Below are 14254 nucleotides of genomic sequence, written 5' to 3' on the forward strand. Positions count from 1 at the left end.
CTGCATTAGCAGCGCGCCCCTGTTTTGTTATGCAGAGAAAAAAGTGCAAAAATGGATCATTTTTGGCCTCCATGGATTGGAAAGAAAAAATCCGCATAGAAAATCGGGCTGAGGCAAAGCTATGGTCGGATCACCGATCCAACAAAACGATTGCAAAGGAGATGCAACATCATGTCCAACAGCAACAGCAATCAGCCCGTGGTTTCCAGCGCTCGCGAGGCCCTGAACAAGTTCAAGATGGAGGCCGCCGCCGAGGTGGGCGTCAACCTGAAGCAGGGCTACAACGGCGATCTGACCAGCCGTGAGGCCGGCTCCGTGGGCGGCCAGATGGTTAAGAAGATGATCCAGGCCTACGAGAACGGTATGTCCGGCAAGTAAAACGCCATCAACAGAGATCCGCTCTGAACAACGTGGAAGAGCCGCCAGTCAATGGACCGGCGGCTCTTCTGCGCTTTTACAGGCCAGAGCCTGCCATTGGTCCGGGGCCTCCTCCGGGCTCAACAGGCAGGCGTTTGCCAGACATCGGTACCGGGTCCCCCGGAAGGACACCACGTCCCCCATGGCATAACCGTCCCGGTCCCCTGCCGGGCGGCTCCACAGGGGTACACCTGACCCATCCAGCCCGATGGGCTCGTAGAGCTCCGGGGTGCGCTCCGGTACCACACCGGCGCTGGCGCGGTGGTCCAGGGTCACCTGATAGAGCTGGGGGTCCCCCACAGCATTGAAACCCTGGCGGACATAGTCTCCCGTCTGATACACCGTGCCGGGCGTGAATTCCGGATAGACCCAGGCCACCTCCATAGCCCGGGCGGGCTCCAGCTGGGCGGCAAAGAGCTGGAGCAGATGGTGAAATTGTTGTCCCTGTCCATCCATATCCCACATATGGCTACCCTCCCTTTTACCTATGGTGAAACAGGGGCCTTTGTTGTACGTTTGCATACACCCAACACAAAAAACAAGGAGACCCGCCGTTGGGCGGGTCTCCTTGTTTTGAACAGAGAGGTAAGAGAGAGAGGAGAATGGTTTGTCATTTGTACCTGACGCTGTTATCATATCCGTTTTTCGCCAAGGGATGGTGAACAGGCTGTGAACAGATTCTGAAGGAATGATGAAGCTTTTCTTTCGCAGGCTTTTGGTATATTCCTGCCCGCCGCCGCCATACTAAGGCCATCAAGGAAGAAACAGGGGAACGAGCATGGAAACATTTAAGCTGAAAACCGCCGTCTCCTTTGGAAAGGACGCCCTGGCTGCCCTGGAGGAGCTGGCCGGCGGGCGGGTGATGGTGGTCACCGACGATTTTCTGGCCAAATCCGGCCTGCTGGACCAAGTGAAAGCCCGGCTGCCCGGCTGCACCGTGGAGACCTTTACCGGCGTGGTGCCCGACCCGCCTCTGGAGGTGGTGGCCCGGGGAGCCAGGGCTCTGGCCGACTTCAAGCCCCAGGCGGTGGTGGCCTTCGGGGGCGGCTCTGCCCTGGACTGTGCCAAGGCCATGGTGGAGTACGGCAAAAAGCTGGGGGCTACCGGGGAGATTTCCTTCTGGGCCGTACCCACCACCGCCGGCACCGGCTCGGAGGTCACCTCCTTCGCCGTGCTCACAGACAGCCAGAAGGGAGTGAAGTACCCCCTGGTGGACGACGCCCTGCTGCCCCATCGGGCGGTGCTGGACCCGGTCTTTCTTGCTGGGGTGCCCGCCAAGGTGACGGCGGACACCGGCATGGACGTGCTCACCCACGCCGCCGAGGCCTATGTGGCCGCCGGGGCCAATGTGTATACTGACGCCCTGGCGGAAAAGGCCTTTGCCCTGGCCTGGAGCAGCCTGCCCGCCGCCTTTCACGGGGAGCAGGAGGCCAAAGGGCATATGCTGCTTGCCTCCAATCTGGCGGGCATGGCCTTTAATGGAGCCGGGCTGGGGCTAAGCCATAGCATGGCTCACGCCCTGGGTGGGCGGTTCCACATTCCCCACGGGCGGCTCAACGCCATGCTGCTGCCCCATGTGATCCGCTTCAACGCCGCTGACCGTCATACGGCGGAGCGGTACGCCGCCCTGGCCAAGGCCTGCGGCCTGACGCCCACGGCCAGAGGTTTGGCCTTTGCCATGGAGCGGCTGCGGGGACGGTTGGAACAGCCGGGCCGCCTGTCGGAGTGCGGGGTGGACGCAAAGACAGTGCGGGACCAGGGGGACGAGATCGCCGCCGCTGCCCTGGCCGACCTGTGCGCCCCCTCCAATCCCCGGCCTGTCACCCCCCAGGACATCAAGGCCATTCTGCGGGAGCTGGCGTAATGGGGGAGCAGCTACTGTCGGTGGGCATCGACATTGGAACCAGCACCACTCAACTCATCCTGTCCCGGCTGACCCTGGAGAACCGGGCCACCCCCTTCACGGTGCCCCGGGTGTCCATCGCCGGGCGGGAGGTGCTCTACCGCTCCGCCATCCACTTCACCCCGCTCCTGTCCGATACTGTCATCGACGCCGCCGGGGTGCGGGCCATTGTGGAGGAGGAGTACCGCAAGTCGGGCTTTGACAAGTCCCAGGTGGACACCGGGGCGGTCATCATCACCGGGGAGACCGCCCGGAAGGAGAACGCCCAGGAGGTGCTCTCCGCCCTGTCGGAGTTCGCCGGGGACTTCGTGGTGGCCACCGCCGGGCCCGACCTGGAGTCCATCCTGGCCGCCCGGGGAGCGGGTGCGGACGAATACGCAAAGGAACATCACACGACCGTATTACACTTTGATATCGGTGGAGGCACCGCCAACCTGGCTTTATACCAAAATGGAGAGCTGGTGCGTACCGGCTGCCTGGACGTGGGCGGGCGGCTCATTAAGCTGGATAGGAACGGGCGGGTCACCTATGTGTCGCCGGTGTTTGCACGGGCGGGATGTCCCGCCCCGGCGGTGGGTCAGCGGATCACGCCGGAGGGCTTGCAGCCCACCCTTCAAATCATGGCGGAGGCGTTGGAGCAGGCGGCGGGCCTGCGGCCCGGCCGGGACAGGCTGGACGCCTTTCTCACGGAGGGCACCCGCTGGACGGTGGAGGAGGTACCGGTGGTGTCCTTCTCCGGCGGGGTGGCCGACTGCATCTATGATCCGCCATCGGATTGGCTGGCCTTCGGAGATATGGGCGTGCTGCTGGGCAGGGCCATCGCGGCCTCCCCGGCCTTCCAGAAGGCGGGCCGGTTCCGGGGGGCGGAGACTATAAGGGCCACGGTGGTGGGGGCGGGGAGCCACGCCACCGATTTGTCCGGCTCTACCATCTTCTACCGGGATATCACCTTCCCCCTGAAAAACATCCCCATCCTCAAATTAGCTGCTGGGGAGGAAGGGGGACCGCCGGAAAAACTGGCAAGGCGTATTCGGGACAAGCTGAGCTGGTACCAGGACCAGGGGGGGCTGGTGCAGTTGGCCCTGGCTCTGCGGGGGGAGAAAAATCCCTCTTACAGCCGCATCCAGGAGCTGGCCCAGGGAGTGGCCGAGGGCCTGATCCCCCTGGTGGAAGCGGGCTTTGTCCCCATCGTGGCGGTGGAGGCCGACCAGGCCAAGGTGCTGGGTCAGGCCATGGCCGCCCTGCTATCCGGCCCCCTGCTCTGCCTGGACGGAGTGGAGATGGACAACGGGGACTATATCGACATCGGCGCCCCGGTGGCCGGGGGCGCGGTATTACCCATCGTTATTAAGACCCTTGTATTTCACAAATCGTAGCCGCAAAAGGAGCGATCACATGATACTCAAGACCAAGCTGCTGGGGCACGTCTATGAATTCAAATCGGTGAAGGACGCCCTGGCCAAAGCCAATGAAGAGAAGTCGGGAGACCGGCTGGCGGGTATTGCCGCCGAGAACGCCGAGGAGCGGGTGGCGGCAAAGGTGGTGGTAGCCAACCTGACTCTGGCCGATCTGCGCAACCACCCCGCCGTCCCCTATGAGGAGGACGAGGTCACCCGCATCATTCAGGACGACGTAAACGAGAAAATCTACGACCAGATCAAGAACTGGACGGTGGCCGAGCTGCGGGAGTGGCTGCTGGCGGAGAACCACGACGGCGACGCCATCCGATGGGTGAGCCGTGGCCTGACGGCGGAGATGATCGCCGCCGTGGCCAAGCTGATGAGCAACATGGATCTCATTTACGCCGCCAAGAAGATCAAGGTCACCGCCCACTGCAACACCACCATCGGCCTGCCGGGCACCCTGTCCTGCCGGCTCCAGCCCAACCACCCCACCGACGACCCCGACGGCATCCTGGCCTCTCTGTTGGAGGGCCTGACCTACGGGGCGGGGGACGCGGTGCTGGGCCTCAACCCGGTGGACGATTCGGTGGAAAGTGTGCGCCGGGTGCTGGATCGGTTCCACGAGGTGCGCAACCGCTGGAATATCCCCACCCAGATCTGTGTGCTGGCCCACGTCACCACCCAGATGGAGGCGGTGCGGAAGGGGGCTCCCTGTGACCTGATCTTCCAGTCCATCGCAGGGTCCCAGAAGGGCAACGAGGCCTTCGGCCTGGACGGCAAGCTCATTGAGGAGGCCCGGCAGCTGGCCCTGAAGGAGGGTACCGCCGTGGGGCCCAACGTAATGTACTTCGAGACCGGCCAGGGCTCCGAGCTGTCCTCCGAGGCCCACTTCGGGGCGGACCAGGTGGTGATGGAGGCCCGGTGCTACGGCTTTGCCAAGCGGTTCCAGCCCTACCTGGTGAACACGGTGGTGGGCTTCATCGGGCCGGAATATCTGTATAATTCCAAGCAAGTAATACGGGCTGGATTGGAGGACCACTTCATGGGCAAGCTGACCGGCATCCCTATGGGGTGCGACGCCTGCTACACCAACCACATGAAGGCCGACCAGAACGACATCGAGGATCTGGCGGTGCTGCTCACCGCCGCCGGGTGCAACTACTTTATGGGCATCCCCCACGGGGACGACGTGATGCTCAACTACCAGACCACCGGCTTCCATGAGACCGCCGCCCTGCGGGAGATGTTTGGCCTGACTGCTATTCCCCCCTTCCAGCGGTGGCTGGAGGACATGGGCTTTGTGGAAAATGGCAAGCTGACCCCCCTGGCGGGTGACGCGTCGGTGCTGCTGGGGTAAGGAGGTTTTGAATTTGGATGAAAAAGAACTGCGCTCCATGGTGGAGCGGATGGTGCTGGAGCTGGCGGGGAAGCCTGCTGCCGTGACCACGGCCCGGCCTGCCCCCCGGCAGGAAGACGTGAGCCAGGGTTGCCTGGAGGATATCACCCAGATCGACCTGCGGCGGCAGTACCTGGTGGACAACCCCCGCAGCGGCCAGGCCTTTCAGGATTTGAAGTTAAAAACCCCGGCCCGGCTGGGGCTGGGGCGAGCGGGGGCTCGGTACCGAACCATCTCCATGCTGCGGATGCGGGCCGACCACGCCGCCGCCCAGGATTCGGTGTTCTCCCATGTGCCCGATGAATTTGCTGTGCAGAACGGTTTTGTGCCCGTTCAGACTCTGTGCCAGACCAAGGACGAGTATTTGACCCGGCCCGACCGGGGCCGCCGGTTTGACGAGGAGAATCAGGCCGTCATCAAAAAGACCTTTGGGCAGAACCCGAAAATTGCCCTGGTGGTGGGGGATGGACTCAGCTCCGCCGCCATCGAGGCCAACGCCGTGGACTGCCTCCAGGCGGTGCGGGCGGGCCTGAAGGCCTACGGCCTGGAGGGCGGCCCGGTACTCTATGTAAAGTACTGCCGGGTGGGCGCCTCCGACCACATTGGTGATCTGACGGGCGCGGAGGTGGTCTGTATGCTGGTGGGGGAGCGGCCCGGCCTGGTGACCGCGGAATCCATGTCGGCCTACCTGACCTACAAGCCCCACATCGGCATCCCCGAGTCCAAGCGCACCGTGATCTCCAACATCCACAAGGGGGGCACCACCGCCGTGGAGGCGGGCGCCCATATTGCGGAACTCATCAAGACCATGCTGGAAAGGAAGGCGAGTGGAATTGACCTGCGTTGAGGATACCAGCGGCAACGGGGCCCTGCACGGCGGGGCGCGCGTCAGCGCGTACAAGCGTTTTGCCGCCAGGCAAAACCTTGATGCCGGGCGAATTCACTTCGCCCGAGCAGATGAAAATACACTTGGGGTCCCCGCGGGGCCTGCCCCGTGGGGAAAGTTTGAAGGGGTGACGGTATGACAGGCGATCTGATCCCGGCCAAGGTACTCTCTACCCGCACCATTGCCAACGTCAGCGAGACTTTGGCCAAAAAGCTGGGCCTGCCCAAACAGTACCGCTCTATCGGCCTCATCACCGCCGACAGCGACGACATGACCTACTGCGCCCTGGACGAGGCCACCAAGGCGGCGGCGGTGGAGGTGGTGTACGGCAAGTCCCTATATGCCGGTGCGGCCAATGCCTCCACCGCCCTGGCCGGCGAGGTCATCGGCATCCTGGCCGGGCCCAACCCGGCGGAGGTTCAGTCCGGCCTGCGGGCCTGCGTGGACTTCATGAACAGCGGGGCGGGGTTCCGCTCCGCCAATCAGGATGACTCCGTCATCTACTTTGCCCACACCGTCTCCCGCACCGGCACCTACCTGTCCAAGGTGGCCGGGGTGCGGGAGGGGGAGGCCCTGGCCTACCTCATCGCCCCGCCTCTGGAGGCCATGGTGGGTCTGGACGAGGCCATGAAGGCCTCCGACGTGGAGCTGGTGGCCCTCTTTGAGCCCCCCAGCGAGACCAACTTCGGCGGCGGCCTGCTTACCGGCACCCAGTCCGCCTGCGACGCGGCGGCAGCCGCCTTTGCCGAGGCGGTAAAGGCGGTGGCGGACCATCCCAAGGAGGTGTGATCCTATGGAATTTGATAAAGATCTGAGATCGGTTCAGGAGGTCCGGGACCTGCTGGCCCAGGCGAAAAAGGCCCAGAAGGCCCTGTCCGTCATGACCCAGGAGCAGCTGGACGCCATCACGGCGGCCATCTCCCAAGCTGGTGCCCAGCACGCCCGGCGGCTGGCCGACATGGCGGTGGAGGAGACCGGCTTTGGCCGGAAGGAGGACAAGGAGATCAAAAACCGCTTTGCGGCGGAGACCTTGTATGAGGCCATCCGGGACCAAAAGACCCACGGCATTCTGGCCGAGGACAGGGAGCATCGGACGGTGGACATCGGCGTGCCGGTAGGTGTGGTGGCCGGCCTGGTGCCCTCCACCAACCCCACCTCCACGGTGATCTACAAGGCCATGATCTGCATGAAGGCGGGCAACCCCATCGTGTTTTCCCCCCATCCGGGCGCGGCCAACTGCATCCAGGAGACGGTAAATGTGATCCGCCGGGCGGCGGAGGAGGCGGGGGCTCCGGCGGGGGCCATCTCCTGCATTACCACCCCCACCATCGAGGCCACCAATGCCCTCATGCGCCATGACACCACCCGGCTTATCCTGGCCACCGGCGGCGCGGCCATGGTGAAGGCGGCCTACTCCTCCGGCACCCCCGCCATCGGCGTGGGCGCCGGCAACGGCCCGGCCTATATCCACCACACCGCCAATGTGGAGCGGGCGGTAAAGCGCATCCTGGACTCCAAGACCTTTGACAACGGCACCATCTGCGCCAGCGAACAGAGCGTCATTATGGAGGCGCGAATGGAACCGGCGGTAAAGGCCGCCCTCCGTGCCCAGGGGGCCTATCTGCTGGACGAGGAGGAGACACGCCAGCTCTCCCGCTTCATTCTCCGGCCCAACGGCACCATGAACCCGGCCATCGTGGGCAAGAGCGTGTCCACCGTGGCCCAGCTGGCAGGCCTGAACCGGGTGCCCCCCTCCGCCCGGGTGCTGGTGGCCCGGGAGACCGGGGTAGGCAAGGGCCACCCCTATTCCAGCGAGAAGCTGGGCCTCATCCTGGGCTGCTTTGTGGAGCCCGACGAGGAGGCGGTGCTGAATCGCTGCATCGAGATCCTGGAGTGGGAGGGAGCGGGCCACACCTTCTCCATCCACACCGAGGACGAACAGGTAGCCAAGCGCTTTGCCGCCGCTGTCCCCGCCAGCCGTGTGCTGGTGAACACCCCCTCCGCCCTGGGCGGTATCGGGGCCACCACCTGCCTGTTCCCCGCCCTCACCCTGGGCTGCGGCGCGGTGGGCGGGTCGTCCAGCTCCAACAACATCGGCCCTCTGGACCTCATTAATATCAAGCGGGTGGCCTGGGGCGTGAAGGAGCTGGAGGAGCTGCGGGGGAGCAGCCCGGCCCTTTCCTCCTGCACCGTAGACGAGACCCTGCTCAACCGGCTGGTGGAGCAGATCATGGGGAGGCTGAGGTAAGATGAGCGAAGTCAACGCCGACGGCGTGCTGCTGAACCCCCATGAGGCCATCTTGCAGGAGGCCCAGAACCTGACCAACTCCCTGATGGCCGAGCGCCCCCAGGGGCTGGAGGAGGACATGGAGCACGATGTCCAGGCTGCCAACGGGGAGGAGGCCGGCGAGGCGGGGGGAGCGCCCCATCTGCCGGTGGCCGATACGCCCCGGCAGGCCCCCAAAAAGAAGGCCCAGCCGGGCCGGGGCAGAAGAAGCAAACCGGCTCCAGCCCAACCGGCGGAGCCTATGAAACAGACAACTGACAGGAGGAAACAGAACATGGCAAATACAAACGCGCTGGGTATGGTGGAGACCAAGGGACTGGTGGGGGCCATTGAGGCCGCCGACGCCATGGTGAAGGCCGCCAATGTGCAGCTGGTGGGCAAGGAGCAGGTGGGCGGCGGTCTGGTGACCGTCATGGTCCGGGGCGACGTGGGTGCGGTCAACGCCGCCACCGACGCGGGCGCTGCCGCCGCCGAAAAGGTGGGGGAGCTGATCTCCGTCCACGTCATTCCCCGCCCCCACGCCGAGGTGGACCACATCCTGCCTCACGGCGGCGAGGGCATGAGCGAATAAATGGAGCTGCTCACCCGTGAGGACGTGCGACGGATGTCGGACAACGGCACCCGGGGGCCGGTGGTGGTCAACAAGGACCAGAAGCTGACCCCCGGGGCCCGGGACTGGCTGGCCGCCCACAAGATTCAGGCGGTATTCCCTCAGGGGCGGGAGGATGCCGGCGCACCCGCCCCTGGTAAATACCGTACCCTCTTCGGCGCCACTTTGAACGAAAAGCCGGAGCATATGACCCACCTCAAGGGCAACATCCTGGTGCGTAAGGACCACCCCCGCATTGCCTTCCGGGGGATGATCGACGCCCTGGAGGGGGAGATTATGCTGGCCCAGCAGGCCTCCCAGGCCTATCCGGCCCTGGTAAAGGAGCTGGAGGAGGCCCTGGCCCTGGTGCGGCGGCTCATCCGGTGCGACGTGCTGGACGAGCCGGTGGGGGAGCTGCGCCTGTGCGGCTACGACGCCGGGCAGCTGCGGGAGTACTCCCACTACCCGGACAAGTACCTGGGCCAGCCCCACTTTCTGCCCGCCTACACCGACAGGCCCGCCCTGCTGGCGGTGAACAAGGTGCGTACTCTGGTGCGGCAGACCGAGCTTTCGGCCTACGCCGCCTTCAAGGACGTGGAGGGCAACGTGACCCGGGGGGACATCATCCTGGCCCTGAACCGGCTGTCCTCCCTCATGTGGATCATGATGATCAAGCTAAAGGCGGGACAATATGAACACGCTTAATACCATCAATATCGAGGCCCTGGCGGAGCAGATCGTCCGCCGCTTGACGGTGGAGGTGGAGGCCAGCGGCCGCCATGTCCACCTGTCCCGGGCCGATCTGGATACCCTCTTTGGCCCCGGCTTCCAGCTGACCCGGGTAAAGGACCTGTCCCAGCCGGGGCAGTTCGTATGCGCCCAGCGGGTTACCCTGGAGGGACCCAAAGGGTCCATTCCCAACGTGGTGGTGCTGGGCCCTGAGCGGAAGGAGAGCCAGGTGGAGATCTCCCTTACCGACGGCGTGGTGCTGGGCATCATGCCCCCGGTGCGGCTGTCGGGGGATATTACGGGCACCCCCGGCATCACCCTGCGCAACGGCGAACGGGTGCTGCGGCTGGACCGGGGGCTCATCGCCGCCAAGCGGCACATCCACATGACCCCGGAGGACGCCGCCCGCTTTGGAGTGGAGAATGGCCGGGAGGTGCGGCTCAAGTGCCTCACCCAGCGGCCTCTGACCCTGGAGGGGGTGGAGGTGCGGGTGTCCCCCCAGTTCGCCACCTTCGCCCACATTGACTACGACGAAGCCAATGCCTGCGGCTTTCAAAAGGGCGACCGGGCGCTGATTCTGCCGTGAGGCTGGAGTGGCGGGGGCGCACCCTGGTGATCACATGGCTGCCGGTGGGGGCCATGGGGCGGCTGGCCGCCCTGGCCCCGGCCAGTCCGGGGGAGACCGAGGTGCTGGCCGCCCTGCTGGCGGGGGCACGGGTGTGCCTGGAGCGGAAGGCGCTGGAGTACCGGCTCTACCGCCGCACCGCCCCGCCGTCAATCTATCGCCGCTGCCTGTCCCTGGAGCGGCAGCTGAGGGAGATGGGAATCTGTGTTGCTGGGACAGGTGGCCGGTAAGGTATGGGCCACGAAAAAAGCCCCCAACCTGACCGGTCAGGCCTTCCTGACGGTGGAGGTGGGGGACAGGCTGCTGGTGTGCGCCGACTGCGTGGGGGCGGGTGAGGGCGAGCGGGTCCTCATCGCCACCGGTGGGGCGGCCCGCATCGCTGCCGGGGCAAATGTGCCGGTGGACGCCGCCATCATCGGGATCATTGATCCATAAGGGGGCGGCCCACCTGCCGCCCCGTTTCACAAAAGGGAGGGACAGTTTATGTCCATCAACGAGATCATCGTCTATCTGATGGTGCTCTTTATGGCCCTGGGGGCCATCGACCGCATATTGGGCAACCGGTTCGGCCTGGGAGAGAAGTTTGAGGAGGGCATCATGGCCATGGGCTCTCTGGCCCTGGCCATGATCGGTATCATCTGCCTGGCCCCTGTGCTGGCCAACCTGCTGCGGCCGGTGGTGGTGCCCTTCTATCAGTTCCTGGGGGCCGACCCGGCCATGTTCGCCGGTACCATCCTGGCCAACGACATGGGGGGAGCCCCCCTGGCCCAGGAGCTGGCACTGACGGAGGAGGCGGGCCAGTTCGGCGGCCTCATCGTAGGGGCAATGCTGGGCCCCACCATCGTCTTTACTATTCCGGTGGGCCTGGGCATCATCAAGGCGGAAGACCGGCCCGCTCTGGCCACCGGCGTGCTGGCCGGCGTCATCACCATCCCCATCGGCAGCTTTGTGGGCGGCCTGGTGGCGGGATTCCCGGTGATGATGGTGCTGCGCAACCTGCTGCCCATCGTGCTCTTTGCGGTGCTCATTGCCCTGGGGCTGGCCTTTGTGCCTAACGGCATGGTGAAAGGCTTCCAGGTCTTTGGCCGCATTATCGTTATCATCATCACCATCGGTCTGGCCGCCGCCATCATTGAGGCCCTGACGCCCCTGACTATTATCCCTGGCCTCAACTCCATTGAGGAGGGCATCGGCATTGTGGGTGATATCGCCATCGTGCTGGCGGGCGCCTTCCCCCTGGTGTACGTCATCACCAAGGTGTTTAAAAAGCCCCTGATGAAGCTGGGCAGCCTGCTGGGCATGAACGACGTGGCGGCAGCCGGGATGGTGGCCACCCTGGCCAACAATATTCCCATGTTTCAGATGATGGGCGACATGGACCGCAGGGGCAAGATTATCAACGTGGCTTTTGCTGTGTCGGCGGCCTTTGTGTTCGGTGACCACCTGGGCTTTACCGCCGGCTTTGATTCCACCATGATTTTCCCCATGATCGTGGGCAAGCTGGTGGGCGGCGTCACCGCCGTGGCGGTGGCCATGTTCCTCACCCGAAAGGAGACCAGTCATGGACAAGCATAAGCTGGAAAAAATCATCCGCCAGGTGTTGCTGGAGCACCTGGGGGGCGGGGTGCAGGCGGTGAAGGTGCCCGCCCTCACCATCACCGAGACCCACCGGATGAACACCGGTAACCCCGGTGACAAGGTGTATACCCGGGACCTGTTCACCCTGGAGCAGTCTCCCAGGCTGGGGGTGGGCATCATGGAGATGACCGACACCACCTTCCCCTGGACCCTGAACTACGACGAGATGGACTATGTGGTGGAGGGGCGGCTGGACATCCTGTGCAATGGGCAGAAGGTGTCCGCCGGGCCGGGGGAGCTGATCCACATTCCCAAGGGAAGCGAAATTCAGTTTTCCGTCACCGGCCATGCCCGGTTCCTCTACTTCGTCTACCCCGCCGACTGGCAAAATCAGCAGTAAAAAAGGTCCAGCCCATACAATGGGCTGGACCTTCTGTTTAGAATTGCACTTTGGAAATAAACGATATCACAATAATGGCCACAGCCAGGACACGGGTGACATGGACAGCACGCTCCTTGCCGTAGCGGCGCTGGAAGGAGTGGGGCGGGACGGGGAAGATCAGCAGGAATACGCCCAGGGCGTCCCCGGTGATGCTGACCAGCAGGCTATTCTGCACCGTCTGCATATTGATCATGAGCAGCAAAAAGAAGAGGGCGAACCAGATAAAAATACCTTGGTAAAGGTCACATCTTTCAAATACTTGTTCATGTATGCTACACCCCTTTTCCCTATCATACTCCCTGGGGGTGGGAGTCGTCAACCGTTGTCTGCGCCGGGGGGCATAGCGGGGGACAAACCTGCATATAGATGCCACAGCTACCTAAAACAGGCAGGAGTGTGGATGGATATGCAGACAGGATGGAATGAGAATCGGGCAATGCTCCGGGGGACCGTCACGGCGGACCCGGTGTGGTCCCATGAGACCCACGGGGTCGTGTACGAGACCTTTCCCCTTACGGTGCTCCGGCTGTCCGGCTCGGAGGACACCATCAACGTCATTGCGCCCAAAGAACTGCTGGAGGAGTATCCGGTAAAGGCGGGGACGCCGGTGGAGGTGGAGGGGGAGGTGCGCTCCTTTAACAACAAAAGCGGAACCGGCAGCAAGCTGGTCATCACCCTGCACGCCAAGAGCATCAAGCCGGGGGAGGGCCCCAATGAGAACCGGCTTACCCTGGCCGGGGTACTGTGCAAGCCGCCGGTGTTCCGGCGCACCCCTCTGGGCCGGGAGATCTGCGATCTCATGCTGGCGGTAAATCGGAAGTATGGCCGGGCGGACTATCTGCCCTGCATCTCCTGGGGGGCGCTGGCCCGCTGCTGCGGCGAGTTGGAAGTGGGGGACGGGGTGCGGCTGGAGGGCCGCCTCCAGAGCCGGGCCTACACCAAGCTGGAGAATGGCGAAAGCTGTCAGCGCACCGCCTTCGAGGTGTCGGTCATGCGCCTGGAGGGGGTGGAAGTCTGACGAAAAACGGCTTGCATCCCAGCGGCCTCTATCGTATACTCATTTTGGAAACCCATTTGATGAGGAGGCGATGGTATGCAGTATGAGATCAAGGGAGAGCCCATGCCGGTAGTGATTTGTCAGGTGGCCGCCGGCGAGTCCATGATCACCGAGCGGGGGTCTATGGTTTGGATGTCCCCCAATATGGAGATGTCTACCAGCGCGGGGGGCATTGGCAAGGCCTTTGGACGGATGTTTTCCGGCGATTCCATCTTCCAGAATACATATACGGCGGTAGGCGGCCCGGGCATGATTGCCTTTGGTTCCAGCCTGCCCGGCACCATTCGGGCCATCCCTATCGACCCGGCCCATCCGATCATCGTGCAGAAGCGGGGCTTTCTGGCGTCGGAGCAGGGAGTGGAGTTGTCCATCCACTTCCAGAAAAAGATGAAAACCGGCTTTTTCGGCGGTGAGGGCTTTATCATGCAGAAGCTGTCCGGCTATGGCATGGCCTTTGTGGAACTGGACGGCTCGGTGGTGGAATATGAGCTGAAGCCGGGGCAGAGCATTGTGGTGGATACCGGCAACCTGGCCATGATGGACGCCACCTGCTCCATCGATGTGCAGATGATCAAGGGCGTGAAAAACGTCCTCTTCGGCGGGGAGGGCCTGTTTAATACGGTGATTACCGGCCCCGGCAAGGTGACCCTTCAGACCATGCCGGTCACTGGCCTGGCCGACGCGCTGCTCCCCTTCCTGCCCAAGGGCAGCAACTGAATAGAAAAGGGACGCTGCCTTTGGCAGCGTCCCTTTTTAGTGGTATAAGAACAGCTCCACAGGCAAGAAAAATGCCGCCCGAAAGGGCGGCATTTTTGATTGCTCTGGGTGAATTATACTATCAAGCGCAACAATTTAGGGAAATAAAAAGAGTTCATATGGCCCCCAGTGGTAGAATGGAGTAACCACACAACCAAAACACCAGGAGGGGACTATATGAACTAC

At 63.5% G+C, this 14254-nt stretch carries 18 protein-coding genes; 16 read left to right on the forward strand and 2 right to left on the reverse strand.

Features of this window, described 5'->3' with window-relative positions; genetic code table 11:
• Positions 1-171 precede the first annotated feature (171 nt).
• Complete coding sequence (locus B5G42_RS16240; RefSeq protein WP_087188670.1) at positions 172-378, forward strand: alpha/beta-type small acid-soluble spore protein; 207 nt, start codon at positions 172-174, stop codon at positions 376-378.
• A gap of 48 nt (positions 379-426) precedes the next feature.
• On the opposite strand, the gene B5G42_RS16245 is transcribed toward B5G42_RS16240, so the two are convergent.
• Positions 427-882 (reverse strand): hypothetical protein, encoded by a 456-nt coding sequence (locus B5G42_RS16245; RefSeq protein WP_087272609.1) that lies wholly within the window; start codon positions 880-882, stop codon positions 427-429.
• A 313-nt stretch (positions 883-1195) separates the two neighbouring features.
• Between B5G42_RS16245 and B5G42_RS16250 the strand changes: the two genes are divergently transcribed.
• From B5G42_RS16250 to B5G42_RS16315, 13 genes are all read left to right on the forward strand, one after another.
• Positions 1196-2281 (forward strand): iron-containing alcohol dehydrogenase, encoded by a 1086-nt coding sequence (locus B5G42_RS16250; protein WP_087272611.1) that lies wholly within the window; start codon positions 1196-1198, stop codon positions 2279-2281.
• Positions 2281-3696 (forward strand): ethanolamine ammonia-lyase reactivating factor EutA, encoded by a 1416-nt coding sequence (gene eutA / locus B5G42_RS16255; RefSeq protein ID WP_087272614.1) that lies wholly within the window; start codon positions 2281-2283, stop codon positions 3694-3696. Before B5G42_RS16250 ends, eutA begins: the two co-directional genes overlap by 1 nt.
• Positions 3697-3715: 19 nt before the next feature.
• Entirely contained in the window at positions 3716-5080 is a 1365-nt protein-coding gene (locus B5G42_RS16260; RefSeq protein ID WP_087272617.1) for an ethanolamine ammonia-lyase subunit EutB, read from the forward strand.
• A 13-nt stretch (positions 5081-5093) separates the two neighbouring features.
• Complete coding sequence (eutC, locus tag B5G42_RS16265) at positions 5094-5966, forward strand: ethanolamine ammonia-lyase subunit EutC (RefSeq protein WP_087272621.1); 873 nt, start codon at positions 5094-5096, stop codon at positions 5964-5966.
• A 174-nt stretch (positions 5967-6140) separates the two neighbouring features.
• Positions 6141-6794 carry an ethanolamine utilization microcompartment protein EutL gene (eutL, locus tag B5G42_RS16275; RefSeq protein WP_087188663.1) on the forward strand — a complete coding sequence of 218 codons (654 nt, stop codon included), beginning with the start codon at positions 6141-6143 and terminating at the stop codon, positions 6792-6794.
• Positions 6795-6798: 4 nt separating this feature from the next.
• Positions 6799-8253, forward strand: coding sequence for an acetaldehyde dehydrogenase (acetylating) (locus tag B5G42_RS16280; protein WP_087272626.1), 1455 nt, complete (start codon positions 6799-6801; stop codon positions 8251-8253).
• A gap of 313 nt (positions 8254-8566) precedes the next feature.
• Entirely contained in the window at positions 8567-8863 is a 297-nt protein-coding gene (locus B5G42_RS16285) for a BMC domain-containing protein (RefSeq protein ID WP_087188677.1), read from the forward strand.
• Entirely contained in the window at positions 8864-9586 is a 723-nt protein-coding gene (locus B5G42_RS16290; RefSeq protein ID WP_087272629.1) for an ATP-binding protein, read from the forward strand. It begins immediately after the preceding gene.
• Positions 9573-10196 (forward strand): phosphate propanoyltransferase, encoded by a 624-nt coding sequence (locus B5G42_RS16295; protein WP_087272631.1) that lies wholly within the window; start codon positions 9573-9575, stop codon positions 10194-10196. Before B5G42_RS16290 ends, B5G42_RS16295 begins: the two co-directional genes overlap by 14 nt.
• The gene (locus B5G42_RS16300; protein ID WP_087188659.1) at positions 10193-10465 is read left to right on the forward strand and encodes a hypothetical protein; all 273 of its coding nucleotides are present in this window, start codon (positions 10193-10195) and stop codon (positions 10463-10465) included. Before B5G42_RS16295 ends, B5G42_RS16300 begins: the two co-directional genes overlap by 4 nt.
• Entirely contained in the window at positions 10440-10670 is a 231-nt protein-coding gene (locus tag B5G42_RS16305) for a EutN/CcmL family microcompartment protein (protein WP_087188658.1), read from the forward strand. Before B5G42_RS16300 ends, B5G42_RS16305 begins: the two co-directional genes overlap by 26 nt.
• Before the next feature lie 48 nt (positions 10671-10718).
• The gene (eutH, locus tag B5G42_RS16310; protein WP_087272633.1) at positions 10719-11810 is read left to right on the forward strand and encodes an ethanolamine utilization protein EutH; all 1092 of its coding nucleotides are present in this window, start codon (positions 10719-10721) and stop codon (positions 11808-11810) included.
• Positions 11797-12213, forward strand: a complete 417-nt coding sequence (locus B5G42_RS16315) for a cupin domain-containing protein (protein ID WP_087272636.1) — start codon at positions 11797-11799, stop codon at positions 12211-12213. Before eutH ends, B5G42_RS16315 begins: the two co-directional genes overlap by 14 nt.
• A gap of 37 nt (positions 12214-12250) precedes the next feature.
• On the opposite strand, the gene B5G42_RS16320 is transcribed toward B5G42_RS16315, so the two are convergent.
• Entirely contained in the window at positions 12251-12457 is a 207-nt protein-coding gene (locus tag B5G42_RS16320) for a hypothetical protein (RefSeq protein ID WP_140399876.1), read from the reverse strand.
• Between the two features lie 204 nt (positions 12458-12661).
• On the opposite strand from B5G42_RS16320, the gene B5G42_RS16325 reads away from it, so the two are divergent.
• Both B5G42_RS16325 and B5G42_RS16330 read left to right on the forward strand, forming a co-directional pair.
• A complete protein-coding gene (locus B5G42_RS16325; protein WP_242961264.1) occupies positions 12662-13273 on the forward strand; it encodes a single-stranded DNA-binding protein in 612 nt (203 codons plus the stop codon).
• Between the two features lie 75 nt (positions 13274-13348).
• A complete protein-coding gene (locus B5G42_RS16330; RefSeq protein ID WP_087272645.1) occupies positions 13349-14029 on the forward strand; it encodes a TIGR00266 family protein in 681 nt (226 codons plus the stop codon).
• The last annotated feature ends 225 nt before the right edge of the window (positions 14030-14254 follow it).

It is taken from the genome of Flavonifractor sp. An91, assembly GCF_002159225.1.
Lineage (GTDB): Bacteria > Bacillota > Clostridia > Oscillospirales > Oscillospiraceae > Flavonifractor > Flavonifractor avicola.

What these genes read in the sequence shown, in the direction of transcription:
- eutA (WP_087272614.1), top strand. Translation starts at nt 2,281, where the DNA reads ATGGGGGAGCAGCTACTGTCGGTGGGCATCGACATTGGAACCAGCACC.
- B5G42_RS16315 (WP_087272636.1), top strand. Translation starts at nt 11,797, where the DNA reads ATGGACAAGCATAAGCTGGAAAAAATCATCCGCCAGGTGTTGCTGGAG.
- B5G42_RS16250 (WP_087272611.1), top strand. Translation starts at nt 1,196, where the DNA reads ATGGAAACATTTAAGCTGAAAACCGCCGTCTCCTTTGGAAAGGACGCC.
- B5G42_RS16240 (WP_087188670.1), top strand. Translation starts at nt 172, where the DNA reads ATGTCCAACAGCAACAGCAATCAGCCCGTGGTTTCCAGCGCTCGCGAG.
- eutH (WP_087272633.1), top strand. Translation starts at nt 10,719, where the DNA reads ATGTCCATCAACGAGATCATCGTCTATCTGATGGTGCTCTTTATGGCC.
- B5G42_RS16285 (WP_087188677.1), top strand. Translation starts at nt 8,567, where the DNA reads ATGGCAAATACAAACGCGCTGGGTATGGTGGAGACCAAGGGACTGGTG.
- eutL (WP_087188663.1), top strand. Translation starts at nt 6,141, where the DNA reads ATGACAGGCGATCTGATCCCGGCCAAGGTACTCTCTACCCGCACCATT.
- B5G42_RS16295 (WP_087272631.1), top strand. Translation starts at nt 9,573, where the DNA reads ATGAACACGCTTAATACCATCAATATCGAGGCCCTGGCGGAGCAGATC.
- B5G42_RS16290 (WP_087272629.1), top strand. Translation starts at nt 8,864, where the DNA reads ATGGAGCTGCTCACCCGTGAGGACGTGCGACGGATGTCGGACAACGGC.
- B5G42_RS16330 (WP_087272645.1), top strand. Translation starts at nt 13,349, where the DNA reads ATGCAGTATGAGATCAAGGGAGAGCCCATGCCGGTAGTGATTTGTCAG.
- B5G42_RS16325 (WP_242961264.1), top strand. Translation starts at nt 12,662, where the DNA reads ATGCAGACAGGATGGAATGAGAATCGGGCAATGCTCCGGGGGACCGTC.
- B5G42_RS16280 (WP_087272626.1), top strand. Translation starts at nt 6,799, where the DNA reads ATGGAATTTGATAAAGATCTGAGATCGGTTCAGGAGGTCCGGGACCTG.
- B5G42_RS16260 (WP_087272617.1), top strand. Translation starts at nt 3,716, where the DNA reads ATGATACTCAAGACCAAGCTGCTGGGGCACGTCTATGAATTCAAATCG.
- B5G42_RS16245 (WP_087272609.1), bottom strand. Translation starts at nt 882, where the DNA reads ATGTGGGATATGGATGGACAGGGACAACAATTTCACCATCTGCTCCAG.